A 16,283-nucleotide genomic window follows, 5' to 3' on the forward strand; every position below is an offset into this window, starting at 1 on the left:
GCCCAGGTTCAGCACGGAGGTGCGGTTGAACACGGTCGGATCATCGAGGCCGATGGTGGCCGACACGCCGTTACCGAACTGCGCAGTGTACTGGATGTTATTGACGCCGGTGACGTAGTCCGGGCCACCCATCAAGAACGAGTTGTTGTTGCCCGGATAACCGTTCCAGGGCGTCGCGTAGGCCGAAGCCGACTTACCGAAGGTGAAACCTGCGAACTGGATGAACACCATTTCAACTGCGACATAGCCGCCGCCCGCGACGTTGAGCGCGTTAGAAGCGCCGGCCGGGAACGCGGCCAAGTCACTCGGGTTGCTGCTTCCGAAGTTGTTGAACTGGAAGTCGCCCTGACCGAAGGTGCGGACAACGCCGTATTCAGTGGCGGTGCGGGTATCAACCGTGATCGCCATACGAGAACGAGAGTTGAAATTATCGCGGAAGCGATTTCCCTGGCCATTGGTCCCCGACCAGAACGGCCCACCGTAGATGCCGCCGTTGAACGTGGTGTCGATACGAACGTAACCACCCAGCTTGATGCAGGTGTCGGTGCCCGGGATATAGAAGAAACCCGCACCATACAGGGAGCAAATCCTCACGTACTCGACCGCTTTGGCCTTTACGGGAAGGTCAGCCGCCTGCGCTCCACTCATAGCGAGAAGACCCGCCGCTGAGCAGAGCATAAAGCCCTTAACCATCTTCATGTTAAACCTCCAAGTTGCTCTGTAGGGAAGGTTCCGGATCCGCTGGGTGCATGACACCCTAAGGTTGGTTCCCTTAATCCCCTGAAACCCGCTTAGTCGCTTCGCGCCTTCGGACACTCCCGCATGAACGCGAGGGACTTAAGCGAACCACCTAAAACGGGACGACCTCGGGATGCCCCCCCTCCGTCGCTCGATCACAATTACCGAGGACTCCTGCACACGCAACAAAGGAACCGCTTCGAACGGCGTGGCCCCACCCCTTTTCCCAAGGGTGTTGCACAAATAACACGCGTTTGTGATCGAAGTTTCCCTGCAAGCTATTGCTTCTACTGAATAATTTTGAATAGGCCCAGTTGACACCCGATGACTGTTGTGGGCACCGCAACAAGCGGCTCGCTGCCCGCCAGCACGCCCCTCTCGCATCGAATCGAAGGCGGGTCCGCCGAATCCGCAGCGGGCGATTCCGCGCCTATTATAGAGACAACGGATGAGGCTCATCGCATGCGGGCGCAGGCAGCAAAGGGTGCCCGGACCGTCGACGGGCGCCCAACCAGGGCCAAAACCGGCGAAAGATGATGGAAGCCGGGCATTTCTCGGGCTTGAAATGCATCTATGGGGTACGACACATCCCGCTGCTCGCGGGCAGCGACCTAGAACCGTGATTTGCGTGGAACTGAATCGGTCCGCCGCGGCATCGAATCAATTTCCCGCGATTTCGACGCGGTGCGTGCGGCAACACACGGCGAAAACTCCCGAAGGGATCAGGTCTAGTGTCGCGCACGCCGTGCCGATTGCTGAGTCGTCTGCGTGTCATCGAGACCACAGAGCCCGGAAAGATGCGCCTAAACGCGCGACACGGGATATCGGCCACTCGTGAAGAATGCGCGCGAAGCGTACAGCGCCTCTAAATGGCCTCGGCGTAATCTGAATCTGCCGCTTGCGGCGGGCCCTCGCGTCAGGCATATCCGCGCTGATGGAGCTGTGGCCGAGTGGCTGAAGGCGGCGGTTTGCTAAACCGTTATAGGGTTGTAAAGCCCTATCGAGGGTTCGAATCCCTCCGGCTCCGCCATCCCCCTCAAACGATCTTGTACCTCAACGTGATCCCACGTCGCCAGACGTGAAAGAAGACCTTGCAACACAGGGATTCTATTTTGGCACAAACTGCACTAGCCAATCGCTACGGTTGTGTTTATATAAATATGCTCGCCTGCCGGTTCCCAGCCCCCTTCAGATTATCGGCGGAGCGGGCGGTCCCGGCGCAGCCCACATAAATCTGCGTCGGGGCCCGAACATTTGCTCTCGCCAGGCGCGTGGAGAAAAATAGAACACAGCAACGGCCGCCAGCCCGGCAAGCAGCACGACAGCGGGCTAGTTCGAACTTTCTCCCTCCCTCCGCCATCCCTCTTCTGTCCATCCCGCAGACAAGTTCAATGCCGCGCCGCCACCCGTGCCGAATTAAAGGGCCCCGATTGCGAGATGTGGATTGTTCCCAACCCCTGGTACGGTCCCTGCAACATGCCGACCCATAACGACATCCCCTACTACGACACCGAGGTCGTTGAATGCGTCAAGCGGGGTGGTCCTGGACGAAAAGCAGGACTTGCCTCGAACGCGAGATAGTTCGAGCGAGGGTTGAATCTTCGGGGCGGCCCCTTGCTTCTTTGCCATACCATTGCGCCATTTGCGGCGATGCTGGATCGTCTCTTGCGGCTGGGAGAGCATCCGATCGGCATCGCTTCCGCAACATGCAGTGGAGCGCAGCATGAAGAAGCAAGAACTCGAAGCGATCCTTGGCGATGGCGAGAACACGCCTGATCTCGGTCCGATCGAAGACCACCTTCATGCCGTCGCGACGGAGCCGAAGCTGCCGGACCTCGCCGTCGGAATTTGCACACTGAGAATCGAGGAAGCCGCGCCGAAATTGCGCGCCGTTCTGCTGCGGGCTGCGGATGGCAAGGAATTGTCGGACGATGAAAGCCTGCTGCTGTTCCGCGGGCTTCATATCCTCGGCGGTGCGCGCGACCGAGAAGCCTGCCAGCCGCTCCTGCGCCTGCTGCGCCGGCCGTTCGATGAGGTCAACGCTCTGCTCGGCGATACCGTCATTGAAAGCCTGGCCAACATTGTCACCGGCGTGTTCGATGACGATAGCGACGCCCTGTTCGCCTTGATCGCCGATAGCTCGATCGACGGATTCATCCGTGAAGCATTGTTCGGCGCGGCGACTTTCCTGGCATGGGAGGGCCGCATCGAGCGCGATCGGTACCGGGGATTTCTTGTTCGGTTCTATGAAGAGCGGCCGGCCGAGGATGGCGATCAGGCCTGGGCGGGCTGGCTGCAAGCGATCGCCCTGCTCGGTCTGCGCGACCTGGTGCCGCTTGTCGACAATGCCTTTCGTGAAGACCGCATACCCGTGGAATGGATTGATCGTCCTCAGTTCGAGGAGGACCTTGCCATAGCCGAATACGCGCCCGACGACATCGATCGGTTCACGCAAGGTAACCTCGGTTACATCGAGGACGTGCTCGTGTCGCTGAGTTGGACACGCGACACCGAAGACGTCTTCGACGAGGACGGCGAAGAAGCCCCGTGGACCGATTTTGTCCCAAACGAGCCGGTCAGGAATCCCTGGCGCCACGTCGGGCGTAACGATCCGTGCCCGTGCGGGAGCGGCAAGAAAGCGAAGAAATGCTGCCTTGCCAATGGCGAGCCGCCGGCGTGACGCCGGCCGCCCGAAGTCTCAATGCGCGGTCATCCAGGCGCGGGCTTCGCGCTGTGCGGTGGCGATTTCCGCATCCGACATCATCGCGGCGACCTCGCGGCGCATGGAGATGGCATCCGCGCGTCCCTTCAGGGCTGCAAGATTGAACCATTTGTGGGCCGCGACGAGATTCACCACGCCGGAACGGCCACTCGCCCAGTACAGGCCGCGCTCGAACAGCACGTCCGGGATCGCCGTCGCCTCCACCGCAATGGCCGCGTCGAGATCAATCTGCCCCTGAAACATCCGTAACTCCCCTTTTTATCGTTGCCGCCCTCCCCCGAGCGCGGCCCCTGTCCACTTGTCAAACTTCCCGTTATCCCAACGCCGTTTTCCGGTCTGTTGTTGGGATGATCATGACCGATCAAATTTGAAGGGCAGTTTAAGGTTCGCGATGAACGGGATGTAAACGCGCGCATCGTGCTGTCGAACACGAAATCGCAGAAATGCCTGCGGCACAGCGAGAAGTTACCAATCGTGAAGTTCGGTTTACCCTGCGGTTTGGCGGAACGATAACCATTGCTGCAAGGTCGGTGTCATCATCATTCGTCACCGGACAGGCCGCAACACGCCGCGCAATGGACGGGTTCCAGCAGATGATCGGGCGTCGAGCAGCTTAGCGACCATTCGGGCGCTCACAGCGTACCGGATACCGAATTCGCGAGCGATGACGCGCCTGGAGCAACCGGCGGACGCCAAACAACCGGTGCCTGCGAACGATCAATATGAATTGGGGAAGACTTCAGCGCCGGACGCCGGATGCGTGGGCTATCGGAGCGCTCCAGCGAAAGCGGGCGTTCCGGGGAACGGGAGTGTTCCAGGGAACGGAGACGTTCCGGGGAACGAGGGCGTCGGCGAACACGTCAGGACCAGATTTCATGCCGGGCTTTGGCCCCGGTGAAATTGCGGGTTGTTAAGGATACCCACACCGAACGAAGAAAAACTTGTTTCTTCTGCCGGACCGGTTTTGAAAGAGCGGGCTTCTTTTGAAAGAACGCTCTTCCGAAATACGATCCAGCCGTTGACCTGATGTCTCGCCGACACCCTCTTTCGTCGACCAGAGCCTTTAGATTTTTATCCGGGGCTCGTGTGACGTGCCGGCATCAAGCCGCCGGCAATCTTGGAGAAGCGAAGTTACTTCTTCTTCTTGGCGACCTTGCGGGTCTTCTTCGCAGTCTTCTTCACTGCGCTCTTCGCCTTCTTTGCCTTCTTAGCTTTCTTGGCCATGTTGCCCTCCTAATGTAAGTGAGATGGCTTAATCGCTGCGTGCACTCGGGAATCGAGATGCACTACATCCCGAATACACCAACGCATTCAAAAAAACAGCGTCCCGCTTAAGGAAGTGTTGACGCAGCAATGTGAGAGCGCGCGAAGCGCCGATGTCGACGACGTCGCAACATGCTCGCGCCTCAATGCAAAAAGTGCCGCGATGACGACCGTCGACGTTCGTCAATATTGCAGGAATCGCTTTTACTGCAGCGTTTTTTTGAATTCACGATCATAATGATCGATGAACATCAGTGTCGTAGCGACTCAATGATTCCGTGAAAAAGCCGTGCGCACGGACTCTGAGTCGCGAGGTTTGGCAATAAAAAAATTTTCACGGTCACAGCGTTGGACTGTCGCCGACGCTCGCCAAAACCGAATTTTCCGGACGAATCGCGACCACCGATTCGGACGCGCGCTCGCGGTCGCCATGGCGAATTTTCGATCGCGATGGATGATCGATGCGTGCACGCGCGCATCGATCGCGACGTCGCGGACGTTGCGAACGTCCCATTACGGGACGCTTCAGATGCCGAGTTTCGTCTTCAAGAGGTCGTTGACCGCCTGCGGATTGGCCTTGCCGCCGGACTGCTTCATCACCTGGCCGACGAACCAGCCGGCGAGTTGCGGCTTGGCTTTCGCCTGCGCGACCTTGTCCGGATTGGCGGCGATGATGTCGTCGACGACCTTCTCGATCGCGCCCAAATCCGTGACCTGCTTCATGCCGCGCGCTTCGACCAGCTCGCGCGGATCGCCGCCTTCCGTCCAGACGATCTCGAACAGGTCTTTTGCGATCTTGCCGGAGATCGTGCCCTCGCCGATCAGGTCGACGATCGCAGCGAGCTGCGCCGCCGACACCGGCGAGCCCGTGATATCGCGGCCTTCCTTGTTGAGACGCCCGAACAGCTCGTTGATCACCCAATTGGCCGCGAGCTTGCCGTCGCGCGCCTTGTCGGCAAGGCCGGCGAGCACGGTTTCGTAGAACACCGCGCTCTCGCGCTCGGCCACCAGAACGCCGGCATCGTAGGGCGACAGACCGAGGCTCTCGATGAAGCGCGCCTTCTTCTGGTCCGGCAGTTCCGGCAGCTTCGACCTGAGTTCATCGACGTAGCCTTGCGTGAACTCGAGCGGCAGCAGGTCCGGATCCGGGAAATAGCGATAGTCATGCGCTTCTTCCTTGGAGCGCATCGAGCGCGTCTCGCCCTTGTTCGGGTCAAACAGCCGCGTTTCCTGGTCGATCGTGCCGCCATCCTCGATGATCTCGATCTGGCGCCGCGCCTCGTACTCGATCGCCTGGCCGATGAAGGTTATCGAGTTCATGTTCTTGATTTCGCAACGCGTGCCGAGCGGTCCGCCGGGCTTGCGCACGGAAACGTTAACGTCGGCGCGCAACGAGCCCTTCTCCATGTCGCCGTCGCAAGTGCCGAGATAGCGCAGGATCGACCGCAGCTTTGTCACGTAGGCCTTGGCCTGCTCGGCATCGCGGATGTCCGGTTTTGACACGATTTCCATCAGCGCCACGCCGCACCGGTTGAGGTCGACATAGGACATGGTCGGGCTCTGGTCGTGCAGCAATTTGCCGGCGTCCTGTTCCAGATGCAGCCGCTCGATCCCAATCGTCGCGGTCTTGCCGCCGTCCAGTTCGACCTCGACCTCGCCCTCACCCACGATCGGGGACTTGTACTGGCTGATCTGGTAGCCCTGCGGCGAGTCCGGATAGAAATAGTTCTTGCGGTCGAACACCGAGCGCAGATTGATCTGCGCATTGAGGCCTAAACCGGTCGTGACAGCCTGGCGGACGCATTCCTCGTTGATGACCGGCAGCATGCCCGGCATCGCGGCATCGACCAGCGAGACATGGCTGTTCGGCTCGCCGCCGAATTCGGTCGAGGCGCCGGAGAACAGCTTTGAGTTCGAGGTGACCTGGGCGTGGATCTCCATACCGATCACGACTTCCCAGTCGCCGGTCTGGCCCTTGATCAGTTTTCCCGGTTTGACTGACACGTTCATGCTTTTCCACTCCCGAGCAGCGCAGACACGATCCGCTCCCATTCGGCTTCCAGAGAATCCTTCGCCACCGGCTGGCCAGCCTGGCGGTACCAGTAGCCGGCATTGCCGAGATCGCCTTCCACCCGGTGCAGATACGCATGCACCCAGGCCGCATCAGCGTCACTCTCGTCCTGCACGATCTTGTGCGCACGATCCCAGTCGCCCTTGGCGGCCCACCACAATGCAGTCAACGGTAGTTCCAGGCTAGGTGCTGGCGCAGCGTCCGCGAGAGTGGCGCGGAAATCCGCCATCGTTACCACCACCTCTGTGGCGTGAAGCGGCCGGCCGCCTGCTCCACGACTTCGCCGAGCGAGAATAGCGTCTCTTCGTCGAACGGACGGCCGATCAGTTGCAGCCCAAGCGGCAAGCCCTGCGCATCCTTGCCGGCCGGCACGGCGATGCCCGGCAGTCCCGCCATGTTCACCGTCACCGTAAAGATGTCGTTGAGATACATCTCGACCGGATCGGCGCCGCCCTTCTCGCCGACGCCGAACGCCGCCGACGGCGTCGCCGGGGTCAGGATCGCGCTGACGCCCTTGGCGAAGCAATCCTCAAAATCCTTCTTGATCAGGGTGCGGACTTTTTGCGCGCGCAAATAATAGGCGTCGTAATAGCCGGCGGAGAGCACATAGGTGCCGATCATGACGCGCCGGCGCACTTCGTCGCCAAAGCCTTCGGCGCGGGTGTTCTGATACAATTCGCCGATCGAGCGGCCGGGCACGCGCAGGCCGTACCGCACGCCGTCGTAACGCGCGAGATTGGACGAGGCTTCGGCAGGCGCTACGATGTAATAGGCCGGCAGCGCGTATTTGGTGTGCGGCAGCGACACCTCGACCAGTTCGGCTCCGGCTGCCTTCAACCACGCCGCGCCCTCGGTCCAGAGCTTCTCGATTTCCGCCGGCATGCCGTCGAGGCGATACTCCTTGGGAATGCCGATCTTCATGCCCTTGACGGATTTTCCGATCGCGGCCTCGTAGTCCGGCACCGTGCGATCGACCGAGGTGGTGTCCTTGGGATCGTGGCCGGCCATCGAGCGCATCAGGATCGCGGAATCACGCACTGTGCGCGCGATCGGCCCTGCCTGGTCGAGCGAGGACGCAAACGCCACGATGCCCCAGCGCGAGCAGCGGCCATAAGTTGGCTTGACGCCGACCGTCGCGGTGAAGGCCGCCGGCTGGCGGATCGAACCGCCGGTATCGGTTGCTGTCGCGCCCATGCAGAGCAGCGCCGCCACGGCGGATGCCGATCCGCCGGACGAGCCGCCCGGCACCAGCGTGGTGTTGGAACCTTCGCGCCGCCACGGATTGACCACCGGGCCGAAGCACGAGGTCTCGTTCGACGAGCCCATCGCGAACTCGTCGTTGTTGAGCTTGCCGAGCATCACGGCGCCATCGCGCCAGAGCTGCGAGGTCACGGTGGATTCGTAGGGCGGCACGAAATTGCCGAGGATTTTTGAGCACGCGGTGGTGCGCACGTCCTTGGTCGCGAACAGATCCTTGATCCCCAGCGGAATGCCGGCCAGCGGACCGCCCTCGCCTTTGATAATCTTCGCGTCGATCGCACGCGCCATGGCGCGAGCCTGGTCCGGCGTCTCCAGGATGAAGGCGTTGAGCGAACGCGCCGCTTCGATTGCGGCGAGATGCGCATCCGTCAGTTCAAGCGAGGTGAAAGACTTGTTCGCGAGGCCGGCCTTGGCCTCCGCGATCGTCATCGATGTCAGGTCAGTCATTTATTGATCGGGCTGCAGAAGAACGGAGAAAGCGTCTTGTCGTTGGCGGGGTCGTTCGGTTTGGGCCGCGTCCTTTCATTGGCCTCGAGCTCGTCGAGGACAGCGTCCATCGCCTTGTCGGGATCGGCGGCCTTGCCCTGCCGCTCCATCGCGTCGAGGTAGTTCATGTAGGCCTGATAGGCCTTTTCATCGTCGCAGAGCAGACACATCGGACTTCCGATCTCATCAGAATCTTTAGTTTGACGCGTTTTTCTTCACGCGAACCGGCACCCACTTCGCTTGAAAACGCTACGGAACCTATTCAACAACCTTCGGCACCAGGAAGAAATGGTTTTGCGTCTCGGGCGCGTTCCTGACGATGTCGTCGGGGATCTCGCCGTCATTGACCAGGTCGGCACGCTTCTTCATTTCCATCGGGGTCACCGAGGTCATCGGTTCGACGCCGTCGACGTTCACCTCCGAAAGCTGCTCCACGAAAGCGAGCATGGCGTTCAGCTCGCCCTGAAGGTGGGGAACCTCGGCCTCGGTAACCGCAATTCGCGCGAGCTGCGCGATGCGGCGGACGGTGGCGGCATCAACAGACATATATATAGGCCTCGAATGGAGAATTCGCATCCGCCGTATAGCAGAGGCCGCTTTTGCGCCGCAACCGCGGGAACAGGCCGAACCGGGCCTTCGGACGCCGAATACCCGTCTTTTGGAGATCAAAAGTCGACCTCCCCCCAACGCACAAGATTTTGAGCGCCAAGCGCCCATTTCCTGCGCAAACGAGCCTAACGAAACCATTTTGCCGCCTTACGTAGTCGCCCTGAACCAGTCGAGGGATGTAGTCGCGGCCAGGACATCGGAGGCCGTGTCATGTCCACCATCGAAAATGACAGCGCCGGATCGGAAAGCTGGGATCCTGCCCTCTGGTCCATCGGGACCGTGCTCGGCGTCGCGATCATCTACCTCGGCTGCTTAACCTGACCAACGGGAGAGAGAGCCATTATGTCCCAGGCTAAAATCCTGCAGGAAAAGGCGGAAATGTTCGAGCGCCGCGCGGAAAGCGCGGCCGATCCGATCTCAAAGCAGCATTACAAGGAGATGGCGGCGCATTACCGGTCGCTGGCGGTTGAGCATCTTGAGGTGCACCGCGACGAACCGGCACACTAGGACCGCACAAAACCCGCTCCAGGCCGCCAGCTAGCCGCTCAACGCACCGAGCCGCGCCAACGCAGCGCCCGCCAGCGAACGGGTCAGCTCAGCCGCCGGCATCTCGCGGCCCATCCGCACCGCCTGCCCGGCCCAGAGATTGGTGAAATCGACCTTGCCGAGCTTTTCGGCCGCCGCCTTCAGCGGCCCGAGCGCGGTGGCGGCGTGGGGGAAAGCCGGGGCATCAGGCGAAATCGGGCCGACCTCGCGCATGACGCGGTTGGCAACGCCGCGCGCGGGACGTCCGGTCATGACATTGGTGATGACGGTGGAATCGTCATGCGCCTGGGCCAGCGCGGTGCGCGCCGCCGCGATCACCTTGGATTCCGGGCAGCGCAGATAGGCGCTGCCGATCTGCACACCGGACGCGCCTAGCGCAAACGCTGCCGCGATGCCGCGCCCGTCGGCGATACCGCCGGCTGCGATCACCGGCACCTTCACCGCATCAACCACCTGCGGCACCAGCGCAAACGTGCCGGGCTGCTGGGCGATATTGTCGGTCAGGAACATGCCGCGGTGGCCGCCCGCCTCGGCGCCTTGCGCGATGATAACATCGGCGCCGTTCTCCTCCAGCCAGATCGCTTCCTTCACGATGGTCGCTGACGACATCACGATGCAGCCCGCCGCCTTGACGCGCTTGACCAGCGCCGGATGCGGCAGGCCGAAATGGAAGCTGACCACTTCGGGCTTCAGTTCTTCCACCACCGCGCACATCGCCTCGTCGAAAGGCGCACGGTTCGCAGCGTTGACGGGCGCTGCGGGATCGAGACCCAATTCCTTGTAATAAGAGCCGAGCCGCACCTTCCATCCGGCCTCGCGCGCGGGATCGGCATCGACCGGCGTGTGGCAGAAGAAGTTCATGTTGACCGGCGCCGAGACGCGCTGGCGGATGATGTTGACCTGCTCGCGCGCTTTCTCGGCCGTGATCATCGCACATGGCAGCGAGCCGAGCGCCCCGCCCTGCGCCGCCGCGATCACGAACTCGGCGTCCATGAAGCCGGCCATCGGCGCCTGCACGATCGGAAATTCGGTCTTGAAGAGGTCGATGATCCGGCGATCTGGCCACATGGTTCTGCTCGCTTGCTTTTGAGGATGGATGCGCTCAGGCGGCGACGGAGTTACGCCGTCCGCCCAATATCTGCTCTGCCTCGGTGACGATCCTGTCAACGATCTCGCCGGCCGGCGGAATATCATGGATCAGTCCGACGGACTCGCCGGCAATGACGGCGGCGATGTCGAAATTGCCGGCCGCTTTTGCTGCCGCATATTCGGCGGCGACCGCTTTGACGTTCTGCAGCAATTCGACCTCGCGTCCGATCCAGCGGCGGGCATGATCGTTGATCAGGCAGCGGCCGGTAAACGGCGCCGGCCAGACATTGTTGCGCGAGAGATCGAAGATGATGCCGCGGACGCTGTTGCCGCTCGATGCGGCGCAGATGCGCCGTTTCGCTTCCTCGGCACCGTCGCATTCCTGGCTGGCATAAAAGCGCGTGCCGAGCAGCACGCCGGAAGCGCCCAGCATCATCATCGCCGCCAGCCCGCGGCCGTCGCCGATGCCGCCGGCCGCCGCGACCGGCACCCGGCCGGCTGCGACATCGACGATCGCCGGCACGATGTCGATCGTGGTGCGTGAGGCGCCATGGCCGCCGGCCTCGGCTCCCTGCGCGATCAGGATGTCGGCGCCTGCATCGAGCGCCTGCCGCGCCATCGCCTCGTCCTGCACCTGGCAGATCAGGAGCGCGCCGGACGATTTGATCCGCGGCGCAAAGGGCTTTGGATCGCCGAACGAAAGCATGATCGCGCGCGCGCCGGCTTCAAGCGCGATGTCCAGCAGCGCCGGCTGTTTCGCAAGGCTCCAGGTAATGAAGCCGATGCCAAAGGGATCGGACACATCAGCAAGCTTGGCTGTTTCCTGCTCTAGCCACGCCTTGTCACCGTAACCGCCGCCGAGAATGCCGAACCCGCCGGCGGCGCTGACTGCCCTGGTGAGGCGCGCGCCGGCAATGACATCCATCGGTGCCGACAGGATCGGATACTGGATGCCCAAACGGGTGGTCAGTGGCGTGGAAATCGACATGTCTATTTCTCTGAGATCTGGACACAGACATTAGGCCGAACTATCATTCTCTAAAAATGAATACTAGAGAATGCAGACATCTCTAAAACGAAACGATGGCACCATGGAGTTGAGCGATCTCCTGACCTTTTCGACGGTTGCACGGCTGGGCGGCATCACGCGCGCCGCTGACGAACTCAACACCGTGCAATCCAACGTCACGCAGCGGGTGAAGGCGCTCGAAGCCGAGATCGGCACCGCGCTGTTCGAGCGGCACAGCCGCGGCATGACGCTGACCGGTGCCGGCCGCCGGCTGCTGCCCTATGCGCAGCGGATGGCCGCGCTGTCGCGTGAGGCGCTGCTCGCTGCGCGCGACGATGGCGAACCGAAGGGACCGCTCGCGATCGGATCGATGGAAACCACGGCCGCCGTTCGCTTGCCCTCGCTGCTCGCCGAATTCCATCGCCGCTTCCCGGCGGTGAGATTGAGCTTGCGGACGTCCACGACGGCCGAGCTGGTGGCGGGTGTGCTCAACGGTACGTTTGACGGCGCATTCGTCGCGGGTCCAATCGAACACGCCGAACTCGACGCGACGGTCGCGTTTCGGGAAGAACTGGTGCTGGTCACGGCGCGGCGATGGCCAAGCCTTGCCGCTTTGCGCGCGGGCACGCCTGAGTCCGGACCGACCGCGCTGGTTTTCCGTACCGGCTGTACCTACCGGCAGCGACTCGAACAGGTCTTCACGGAATTCGGCTGGCCGTCATCCGCCCGTTTCGAACTCGGCACGCTCGACGGCATGGTCGGCTGCGTCGCCGCCGACATGGGCGTGACGCTGCTGCCGCGCGCCGTCGTCGGGCGGAACGACACGGTCAGCATTCACACGCTGAGCCCGGCGCAGTCCAAGGTCGAGACGCTCTTCATTACCTGCCGCACGGCCCATCAATACAGCGCCCTGCAGGGCTTTGCGTCCTGCCTGAGCAGCAATGGCGAGGTTATCGCCGCCTGACATGCCAGCGCCGCAACGCGACGCCGGCCCAGATCGCCTCGACCAGCCCGAACGGCCAGGCGCCCTGCAGAAATCCGTAAGCTGAGCCGAGCGCGCAAGCGCCAGCGAAGGCCAGGATGAACCAGTGGCTGCGATCTTCCAGCGCGTAAGCCACAAGCATCGCGGTTACCGCGAACAGGCCGAACAAACTAAGTAAATCCATCTAATCGGCCTTATCGCGCATTCATTCCGCCGCACGAAACTTGTCTGCCATCTTTCTGCAACAAATCAATTTGCGCTGCACACTTTCGCGGCCTTGCAGCGTTCGATCGCAACGCGGACGCCGGAATTAAAAAAACTTCTAGCTGCTCCACACTACTACGTTAGTATGAGCCGCTAGTTACCAAAAACCATAACGTCAATCTGGGAGGGACTGCGATGCGCATTGCGTTCGTATTGAGCTGTTCTGTTGCCTTGTTGGGTACGGTCGGAACGGCAAGCGCTCAGGACTGGACGAAATCTAAATGGGGGCCGAACGACGAGATCGGCGCCGCCAATTACATGACCCCTGAACTCGTCGTGAAGGCAGCGGGGCTCGTCAAGACCGGCAAGACCTACGCGCTCGGCATTCCCGTCGACACCAAGACCCCCGCCTATCCGCCGCGGGCTTTCAAGATCACCGTCGTGCAACCCGGTCAGGCCGGCATTCCTGGCCTCGGACCGAGCAAGACCACCTATAATGACGACATCATCGAGGGCTGGGTCGGCGTCGGCAGCCAGCTCGACGGTCTCGGCCATATCGGCGTCGAGCACGTCTATTACAACGGCAACAAGCTCGCCGACTTCGCTGATCCCACCGGGCTGAAGAAGCTCGGCGTCGAAAAGATCCCGCCGATGGTGACGCGCGGCGTGCTGCTCGACATGGCCGCGCATTACGGTACCGACGTGGTCAAGGAAGGCACCGCCTTCAACACCAAGGAGATCGAGGAAGTCGCGAAGAAGCAGGGCGTCGAAATCCGCCAGGGCGACGTCGTGATCTTCCACACCGGCTGGCTCAGCCTGATCGGCAAGGACGACAAGCGTTTCGGGGCCGGCGAACCCGGTCTCGGCGTCGAAGGCGCCAAATATCTCGCCGGCAAGGGCGTCGTCGCCGTTGGCGCCGATACCTGGGGCCTCGAAGCAGTCCCATTCGAGACCAAGAACGTCTTCGAGGTGCACCAGATCCTGTTGCCGATGAACGGCATCTACATCCTCGAAAACATGGACACGGCCGAACTCGCCAAGGACAAGGCCTACGAGTTCCTGTTCGTGCTCGGCCAGCCGCGCTTCAAGGGCGGTGTGCAGAGCATGATCAACCCGGTCGCAATAAGATAAGACCATCACGACAACGGGCGTGGCGTTCTCGCATGGACGCCACGCCCTGATCGGCTTTGCCTGCACGGCGCGCCACGTGTTAAGCGGGGCGATGCCTGCCCCCATCCTGCCCTTGATCGAAGCCGTGACGCACTGGCCCGAGCGTGGCGCCCTGATCGGCCTAGATCTCGGCACCAAGACCATCGGCGTCGCCGTGTCCGACCCCGACCGCCGCCTGGCGACCGGCGTCGAAACACTCCACCGCAAGGCCTTCAAGGCCGACGCGGCGCGGCTGCTGGCGATATCGGGCGAACGCAATGCGGTCGGCTTCGTGCTCGGCCTGCCCATCAACATGGACGGCAGCGAGGGGCCGCGCGCGCAATCGACCCGCGCCTTTGCCCGCAATTTCTCCAACCTCACCGGCCTCGCCATCGCTTTATGGGACGAGCGGCTGTCGACGGCCGCTGTCGAGCGCGAGCTGATCGGCATGGACGTTTCCCGCGCCCGCCGCGCCGAGGTGATCGACGAGCATGCCGCGATCTTCATCCTGCAGGGCGCGCTGGACCGGCTGAAGACCCTTCGCGGGGATCGCTGATGGCGGTGGTGATCTCGGCGCTGCTGCCGGTGTTTCTGCTGATCGTGCTCGGCTTCATCCTCAAGCGCAGCCTGATGCGGCTGGACACGCAATGGCACGGGCTGGAGCGGCTGACCTACTACGTCCTGTTCCCGACGCTGCTGATCCAGACGCTGGTGAAGGCCGATCTATCCAGCGTTCCGGTGGCCGGGGTCGGCGGCGCGCTGATGCTCTCGGCGCTGGCGATGTCGCTCTTGTGCCTGGCGCTGCGGCCCGTCTTCTCCCGCTGGAACATCGATGGCCCGGCCTTCACCTCGATCTTCCAGGGCGCAACGCGCTGGCAGACTTATGTCGCGCTCGCCGTCTCCAGCAATCTCTTTGGCCACACCGGGCTTGCGCTGGCCTCCGTGGCCATGGTCGCGATCATCCCACTTGTGAATGTGTTCAGCGTGTCGGTACTGGCTCACTACGCTGCGCCGGAAAAGCAGTCGCTCCGCGCGATCGTGATGACCGTGCTGACGAATCCTCTGATCTGGGCGTGCGTGATCGGGCTTGCGGTGAACGTCACTCATCTTCCGCTGCCACAGGTCTGGCACGACGTCGCCGAGGCGCTCGGCCGCTCCTCCCTCGGCATCGGCCTGCTCGTCACCGGCGCGGGCCTACAGCTTGCAGGTATGTTCCGCCCGAGTCTGGCCGCTTCGATCGCGGTGTTACTCAAGCTGATCCTGATGCCGGTTCTTGGCGTCGCGCTGGCGCTGTGGTTCGGCATATCGGGCTCAAGCCTGGTGATCGTGGCTGTCTGCTCGGCCGTGCCCACCTCGTCCTCCGCCTATGTGCTGGCACGGCAAATGGGCGGTGACGCGCCGCTATTGGCGCAGATCATCACGCTGCAGACGATTCTGGCGGCGGTGACGATGCCGGTCGCGATTGCGCTGGTGACGGCGCCCCCCTAGGCGAATCGCATTGTTAGAAAGAGAAAGAAATTCATGCCCGAGTGAACGATTACCGCGAGCCAAGTTGAATTGCTGCGCCAGCGGAAATGGCCGAGGGCGACACCCGACACAAAGATCCAACAGCGCCCCCACCAATCATATTGGGTGTGGATTGCCCCCCAAATTGCTGCGGTCACCACAATGGTTGCGATCGGACCGAGAAAAGACTCAGACCAACCTCGAAACATGAAGCCACGGAAAGTGAACTCTTCCATGATTGGCGCTGCGACACAGGCTGCAAAAAACAAGATTAGCAACTCGCCGATACCGCTGAACGGAAGATGGGGGCTCGCCGAAGGCGCCGTGGGAGACCTGAAGACGATCTCACCCAACCAGAGAATGGTCGTGATCATCAATGCCGCCATAACCTCGTCGCGAGTGGGCCAGTTCAAGGCAAGGTATTCAGAGAACTCGCGTCGCGCCATTCCGACGGCGATCCAGAGCACGACGATCGCCGATGCACAGCCCAATATCGATGCAGCATTATCCCACCCCCTCGTTACTTGAAGCTGGGCAGGAGAAGGGACCGCACTATCGTGCGTGACCGCCAGCACAACAAGAGTGAGCCAACTTGTCAGGCTGAAGACAGCGTAAGCGACCAGGGCGACAAACGTGGTTTCCATGAAGT

At 61.9% G+C, this 16,283-nt stretch carries 16 protein-coding genes, 1 tRNA gene and 2 pseudogenes; 8 read left to right on the top strand and 11 right to left on the bottom strand.

Annotation, left to right across the window (positions count from 1 at the left end; genetic code table 11):
- Positions 1-699 (bottom strand): porin (locus IVB22_RS17560; RefSeq protein ID WP_247518573.1); only part of this gene is annotated, 699 nt, incomplete at its 3' end.
- A gap of 975 nt (positions 700-1,674) precedes the next feature.
- On the opposite strand from IVB22_RS17560, the gene IVB22_RS17565 reads away from it, so the two are divergent.
- The 3 genes and pseudogenes from IVB22_RS17565 to IVB22_RS41940 all read left to right on the top strand — a co-directional run.
- A tRNA-Ser gene (locus tag IVB22_RS17565) sits at positions 1,675-1,768 on the top strand.
- A gap of 693 nt (positions 1,769-2,461) precedes the next feature.
- A pseudogene (locus IVB22_RS17570) lies at positions 2,462-3,223 on the top strand (DUF1186 domain-containing protein); the annotation flags it as partial.
- A gap of 78 nt (positions 3,224-3,301) precedes the next feature.
- Positions 3,302-3,418 (top strand): annotated as a pseudogene (locus IVB22_RS41940) (SEC-C metal-binding domain-containing protein); the annotation flags it as partial.
- A gap of 18 nt (positions 3,419-3,436) precedes the next feature.
- On the opposite strand, the gene IVB22_RS17575 reads toward IVB22_RS41940, so the two are convergent.
- From IVB22_RS17575 to gatC, 6 genes are all read right to left on the bottom strand, one after another.
- Positions 3,437-3,703, bottom strand: coding sequence for a hypothetical protein (locus IVB22_RS17575; protein WP_247518575.1), 267 nt, complete (start codon positions 3,701-3,703; stop codon positions 3,437-3,439).
- A gap of 1,545 nt (positions 3,704-5,248) precedes the next feature.
- On the bottom strand, positions 5,249-6,733 hold the full coding sequence (gene gatB / locus IVB22_RS17580) for an Asp-tRNA(Asn)/Glu-tRNA(Gln) amidotransferase subunit GatB (protein WP_247518576.1): 1,485 nt from the start codon (positions 6,731-6,733) through the stop codon (positions 5,249-5,251).
- On the bottom strand, positions 6,730-7,023 hold the full coding sequence (locus tag IVB22_RS17585) for a hypothetical protein (RefSeq protein ID WP_249805254.1): 294 nt from the start codon (positions 7,021-7,023) through the stop codon (positions 6,730-6,732). Before IVB22_RS17585 ends, gatB begins: the two co-directional genes overlap by 4 nt.
- 2 nt (positions 7,024-7,025) lie before the next feature.
- Complete coding sequence (gene gatA / locus IVB22_RS17590; protein WP_247518578.1) at positions 7,026-8,501, bottom strand: Asp-tRNA(Asn)/Glu-tRNA(Gln) amidotransferase subunit GatA; 1,476 nt, start codon at positions 8,499-8,501, stop codon at positions 7,026-7,028.
- The gene (locus IVB22_RS17595; protein WP_247518579.1) at positions 8,498-8,710 is read right to left on the bottom strand and encodes a hypothetical protein; all 213 of its coding nucleotides are present in this window, start codon (positions 8,708-8,710) and stop codon (positions 8,498-8,500) included. Before IVB22_RS17595 ends, gatA begins: the two co-directional genes overlap by 4 nt.
- An 88-nt stretch (positions 8,711-8,798) precedes the next feature.
- Positions 8,799-9,086 (bottom strand): Asp-tRNA(Asn)/Glu-tRNA(Gln) amidotransferase subunit GatC, encoded by a 288-nt coding sequence (gatC, locus tag IVB22_RS17600; protein WP_247518580.1) that lies wholly within the window; start codon positions 9,084-9,086, stop codon positions 8,799-8,801.
- Between the two features lie 405 nt (positions 9,087-9,491).
- Here gatC and IVB22_RS17605 point away from each other — a divergent pair, with 405 nt between their 5' ends.
- Positions 9,492-9,656 carry a hypothetical protein gene (locus IVB22_RS17605; protein WP_247518581.1) on the top strand — a complete coding sequence of 55 codons (165 nt, stop codon included), beginning with the start codon at positions 9,492-9,494 and terminating at the stop codon, positions 9,654-9,656.
- Between the two features lie 30 nt (positions 9,657-9,686).
- On the opposite strand, the gene IVB22_RS17610 is transcribed toward IVB22_RS17605, so the two are convergent.
- Together IVB22_RS17610 and IVB22_RS17615 are read right to left on the bottom strand one after the other, a co-directional pair.
- Positions 9,687-10,763, bottom strand: coding sequence for a nitronate monooxygenase family protein (locus IVB22_RS17610; RefSeq protein WP_247518582.1), 1,077 nt, complete (start codon positions 10,761-10,763; stop codon positions 9,687-9,689).
- 34 nt (positions 10,764-10,797) lie between these two features.
- Positions 10,798-11,772: a nitronate monooxygenase family protein gene (locus IVB22_RS17615; RefSeq protein WP_247518583.1), complete on the bottom strand. Its 975-nt coding sequence runs from the start codon at positions 11,770-11,772 to the stop codon at positions 10,798-10,800.
- 103 nt (positions 11,773-11,875) lie between these two features.
- Here IVB22_RS17615 and IVB22_RS17620 point away from each other — a divergent pair, with 103 nt between their 5' ends.
- Positions 11,876-12,757, top strand: coding sequence for a LysR family transcriptional regulator (locus tag IVB22_RS17620; RefSeq protein WP_247518584.1), 882 nt, complete (start codon positions 11,876-11,878; stop codon positions 12,755-12,757).
- On the opposite strand, the gene IVB22_RS17625 is transcribed toward IVB22_RS17620, so the two are convergent.
- Complete coding sequence (locus IVB22_RS17625) at positions 12,744-12,959, bottom strand: hypothetical protein (RefSeq protein WP_247518585.1); 216 nt, start codon at positions 12,957-12,959, stop codon at positions 12,744-12,746. The two genes, IVB22_RS17620 and IVB22_RS17625, sit on opposite strands and share 14 nt — an antisense overlap.
- 215 nt (positions 12,960-13,174) lie before the next feature.
- Between IVB22_RS17625 and IVB22_RS17630 the strand changes: the two genes are divergently transcribed.
- The 3 genes from IVB22_RS17630 (at position 13,175) to IVB22_RS17640 (ending at position 15,616) form a co-directional block, all read left to right on the top strand.
- Positions 13,175-14,110, top strand: a complete 936-nt coding sequence (locus IVB22_RS17630; RefSeq protein WP_247518586.1) for a cyclase family protein — start codon at positions 13,175-13,177, stop codon at positions 14,108-14,110.
- 91 nt (positions 14,111-14,201) lie between these two features.
- Positions 14,202-14,684, top strand: a complete 483-nt coding sequence (gene ruvX / locus IVB22_RS17635) for a Holliday junction resolvase RuvX (RefSeq protein ID WP_214493140.1) — start codon at positions 14,202-14,204, stop codon at positions 14,682-14,684.
- Positions 14,684-15,616, top strand: a complete 933-nt coding sequence (locus IVB22_RS17640; RefSeq protein WP_247518587.1) for an AEC family transporter — start codon at positions 14,684-14,686, stop codon at positions 15,614-15,616. Before ruvX ends, IVB22_RS17640 begins: the two co-directional genes overlap by 1 nt.
- On the opposite strand, the gene IVB22_RS17645 is transcribed toward IVB22_RS17640, so the two are convergent.
- A complete protein-coding gene (locus IVB22_RS17645) occupies positions 15,613-16,278 on the bottom strand; it encodes a CPBP family intramembrane glutamic endopeptidase (RefSeq protein WP_247518588.1) in 666 nt (221 codons plus the stop codon). The genes IVB22_RS17640 and IVB22_RS17645 overlap by 4 nt on opposite strands.
- Between the last annotated feature and the right edge of the window lie 5 nt (positions 16,279-16,283).

Source organism: Bradyrhizobium sp. 190, from assembly GCF_023073415.1.
In the GTDB taxonomy this organism is placed as follows: domain Bacteria; phylum Pseudomonadota; class Alphaproteobacteria; order Rhizobiales; family Xanthobacteraceae; genus Bradyrhizobium.

What these genes read in the sequence shown, in the direction of transcription:
- IVB22_RS17575 (WP_247518575.1), bottom strand. Translation starts at nt 3,703, where the DNA reads ATGTTTCAGGGGCAGATTGATCTCGACGCGGCCATTGCGGTGGAGGCG.
- gatB (WP_247518576.1), bottom strand. Translation starts at nt 6,733, where the DNA reads ATGAACGTGTCAGTCAAACCGGGAAAACTGATCAAGGGCCAGACCGGC.
- IVB22_RS17585 (WP_249805254.1), bottom strand. Translation starts at nt 7,023, where the DNA reads ATGGCGGATTTCCGCGCCACTCTCGCGGACGCTGCGCCAGCACCTAGC.
- gatA (WP_247518578.1), bottom strand. Translation starts at nt 8,501, where the DNA reads ATGACTGACCTGACATCGATGACGATCGCGGAGGCCAAGGCCGGCCTC.
- IVB22_RS17595 (WP_247518579.1), bottom strand. Translation starts at nt 8,710, where the DNA reads ATGTGTCTGCTCTGCGACGATGAAAAGGCCTATCAGGCCTACATGAAC.
- gatC (WP_247518580.1), bottom strand. Translation starts at nt 9,086, where the DNA reads ATGTCTGTTGATGCCGCCACCGTCCGCCGCATCGCGCAGCTCGCGCGA.
- IVB22_RS17605 (WP_247518581.1), top strand. Translation starts at nt 9,492, where the DNA reads ATGTCCCAGGCTAAAATCCTGCAGGAAAAGGCGGAAATGTTCGAGCGC.
- IVB22_RS17610 (WP_247518582.1), bottom strand. Translation starts at nt 10,763, where the DNA reads ATGTGGCCAGATCGCCGGATCATCGACCTCTTCAAGACCGAATTTCCG.
- IVB22_RS17615 (WP_247518583.1), bottom strand. Translation starts at nt 11,772, where the DNA reads ATGTCGATTTCCACGCCACTGACCACCCGTTTGGGCATCCAGTATCCG.
- IVB22_RS17620 (WP_247518584.1), top strand. Translation starts at nt 11,876, where the DNA reads ATGGAGTTGAGCGATCTCCTGACCTTTTCGACGGTTGCACGGCTGGGC.
- IVB22_RS17625 (WP_247518585.1), bottom strand. Translation starts at nt 12,959, where the DNA reads ATGGATTTACTTAGTTTGTTCGGCCTGTTCGCGGTAACCGCGATGCTT.
- IVB22_RS17630 (WP_247518586.1), top strand. Translation starts at nt 13,175, where the DNA reads ATGCGCATTGCGTTCGTATTGAGCTGTTCTGTTGCCTTGTTGGGTACG.
- ruvX (WP_214493140.1), top strand. Translation starts at nt 14,202, where the DNA reads ATGCCTGCCCCCATCCTGCCCTTGATCGAAGCCGTGACGCACTGGCCC.
- IVB22_RS17640 (WP_247518587.1), top strand. Translation starts at nt 14,684, where the DNA reads ATGGCGGTGGTGATCTCGGCGCTGCTGCCGGTGTTTCTGCTGATCGTG.
- IVB22_RS17645 (WP_247518588.1), bottom strand. Translation starts at nt 16,278, where the DNA reads ATGGAAACCACGTTTGTCGCCCTGGTCGCTTACGCTGTCTTCAGCCTG.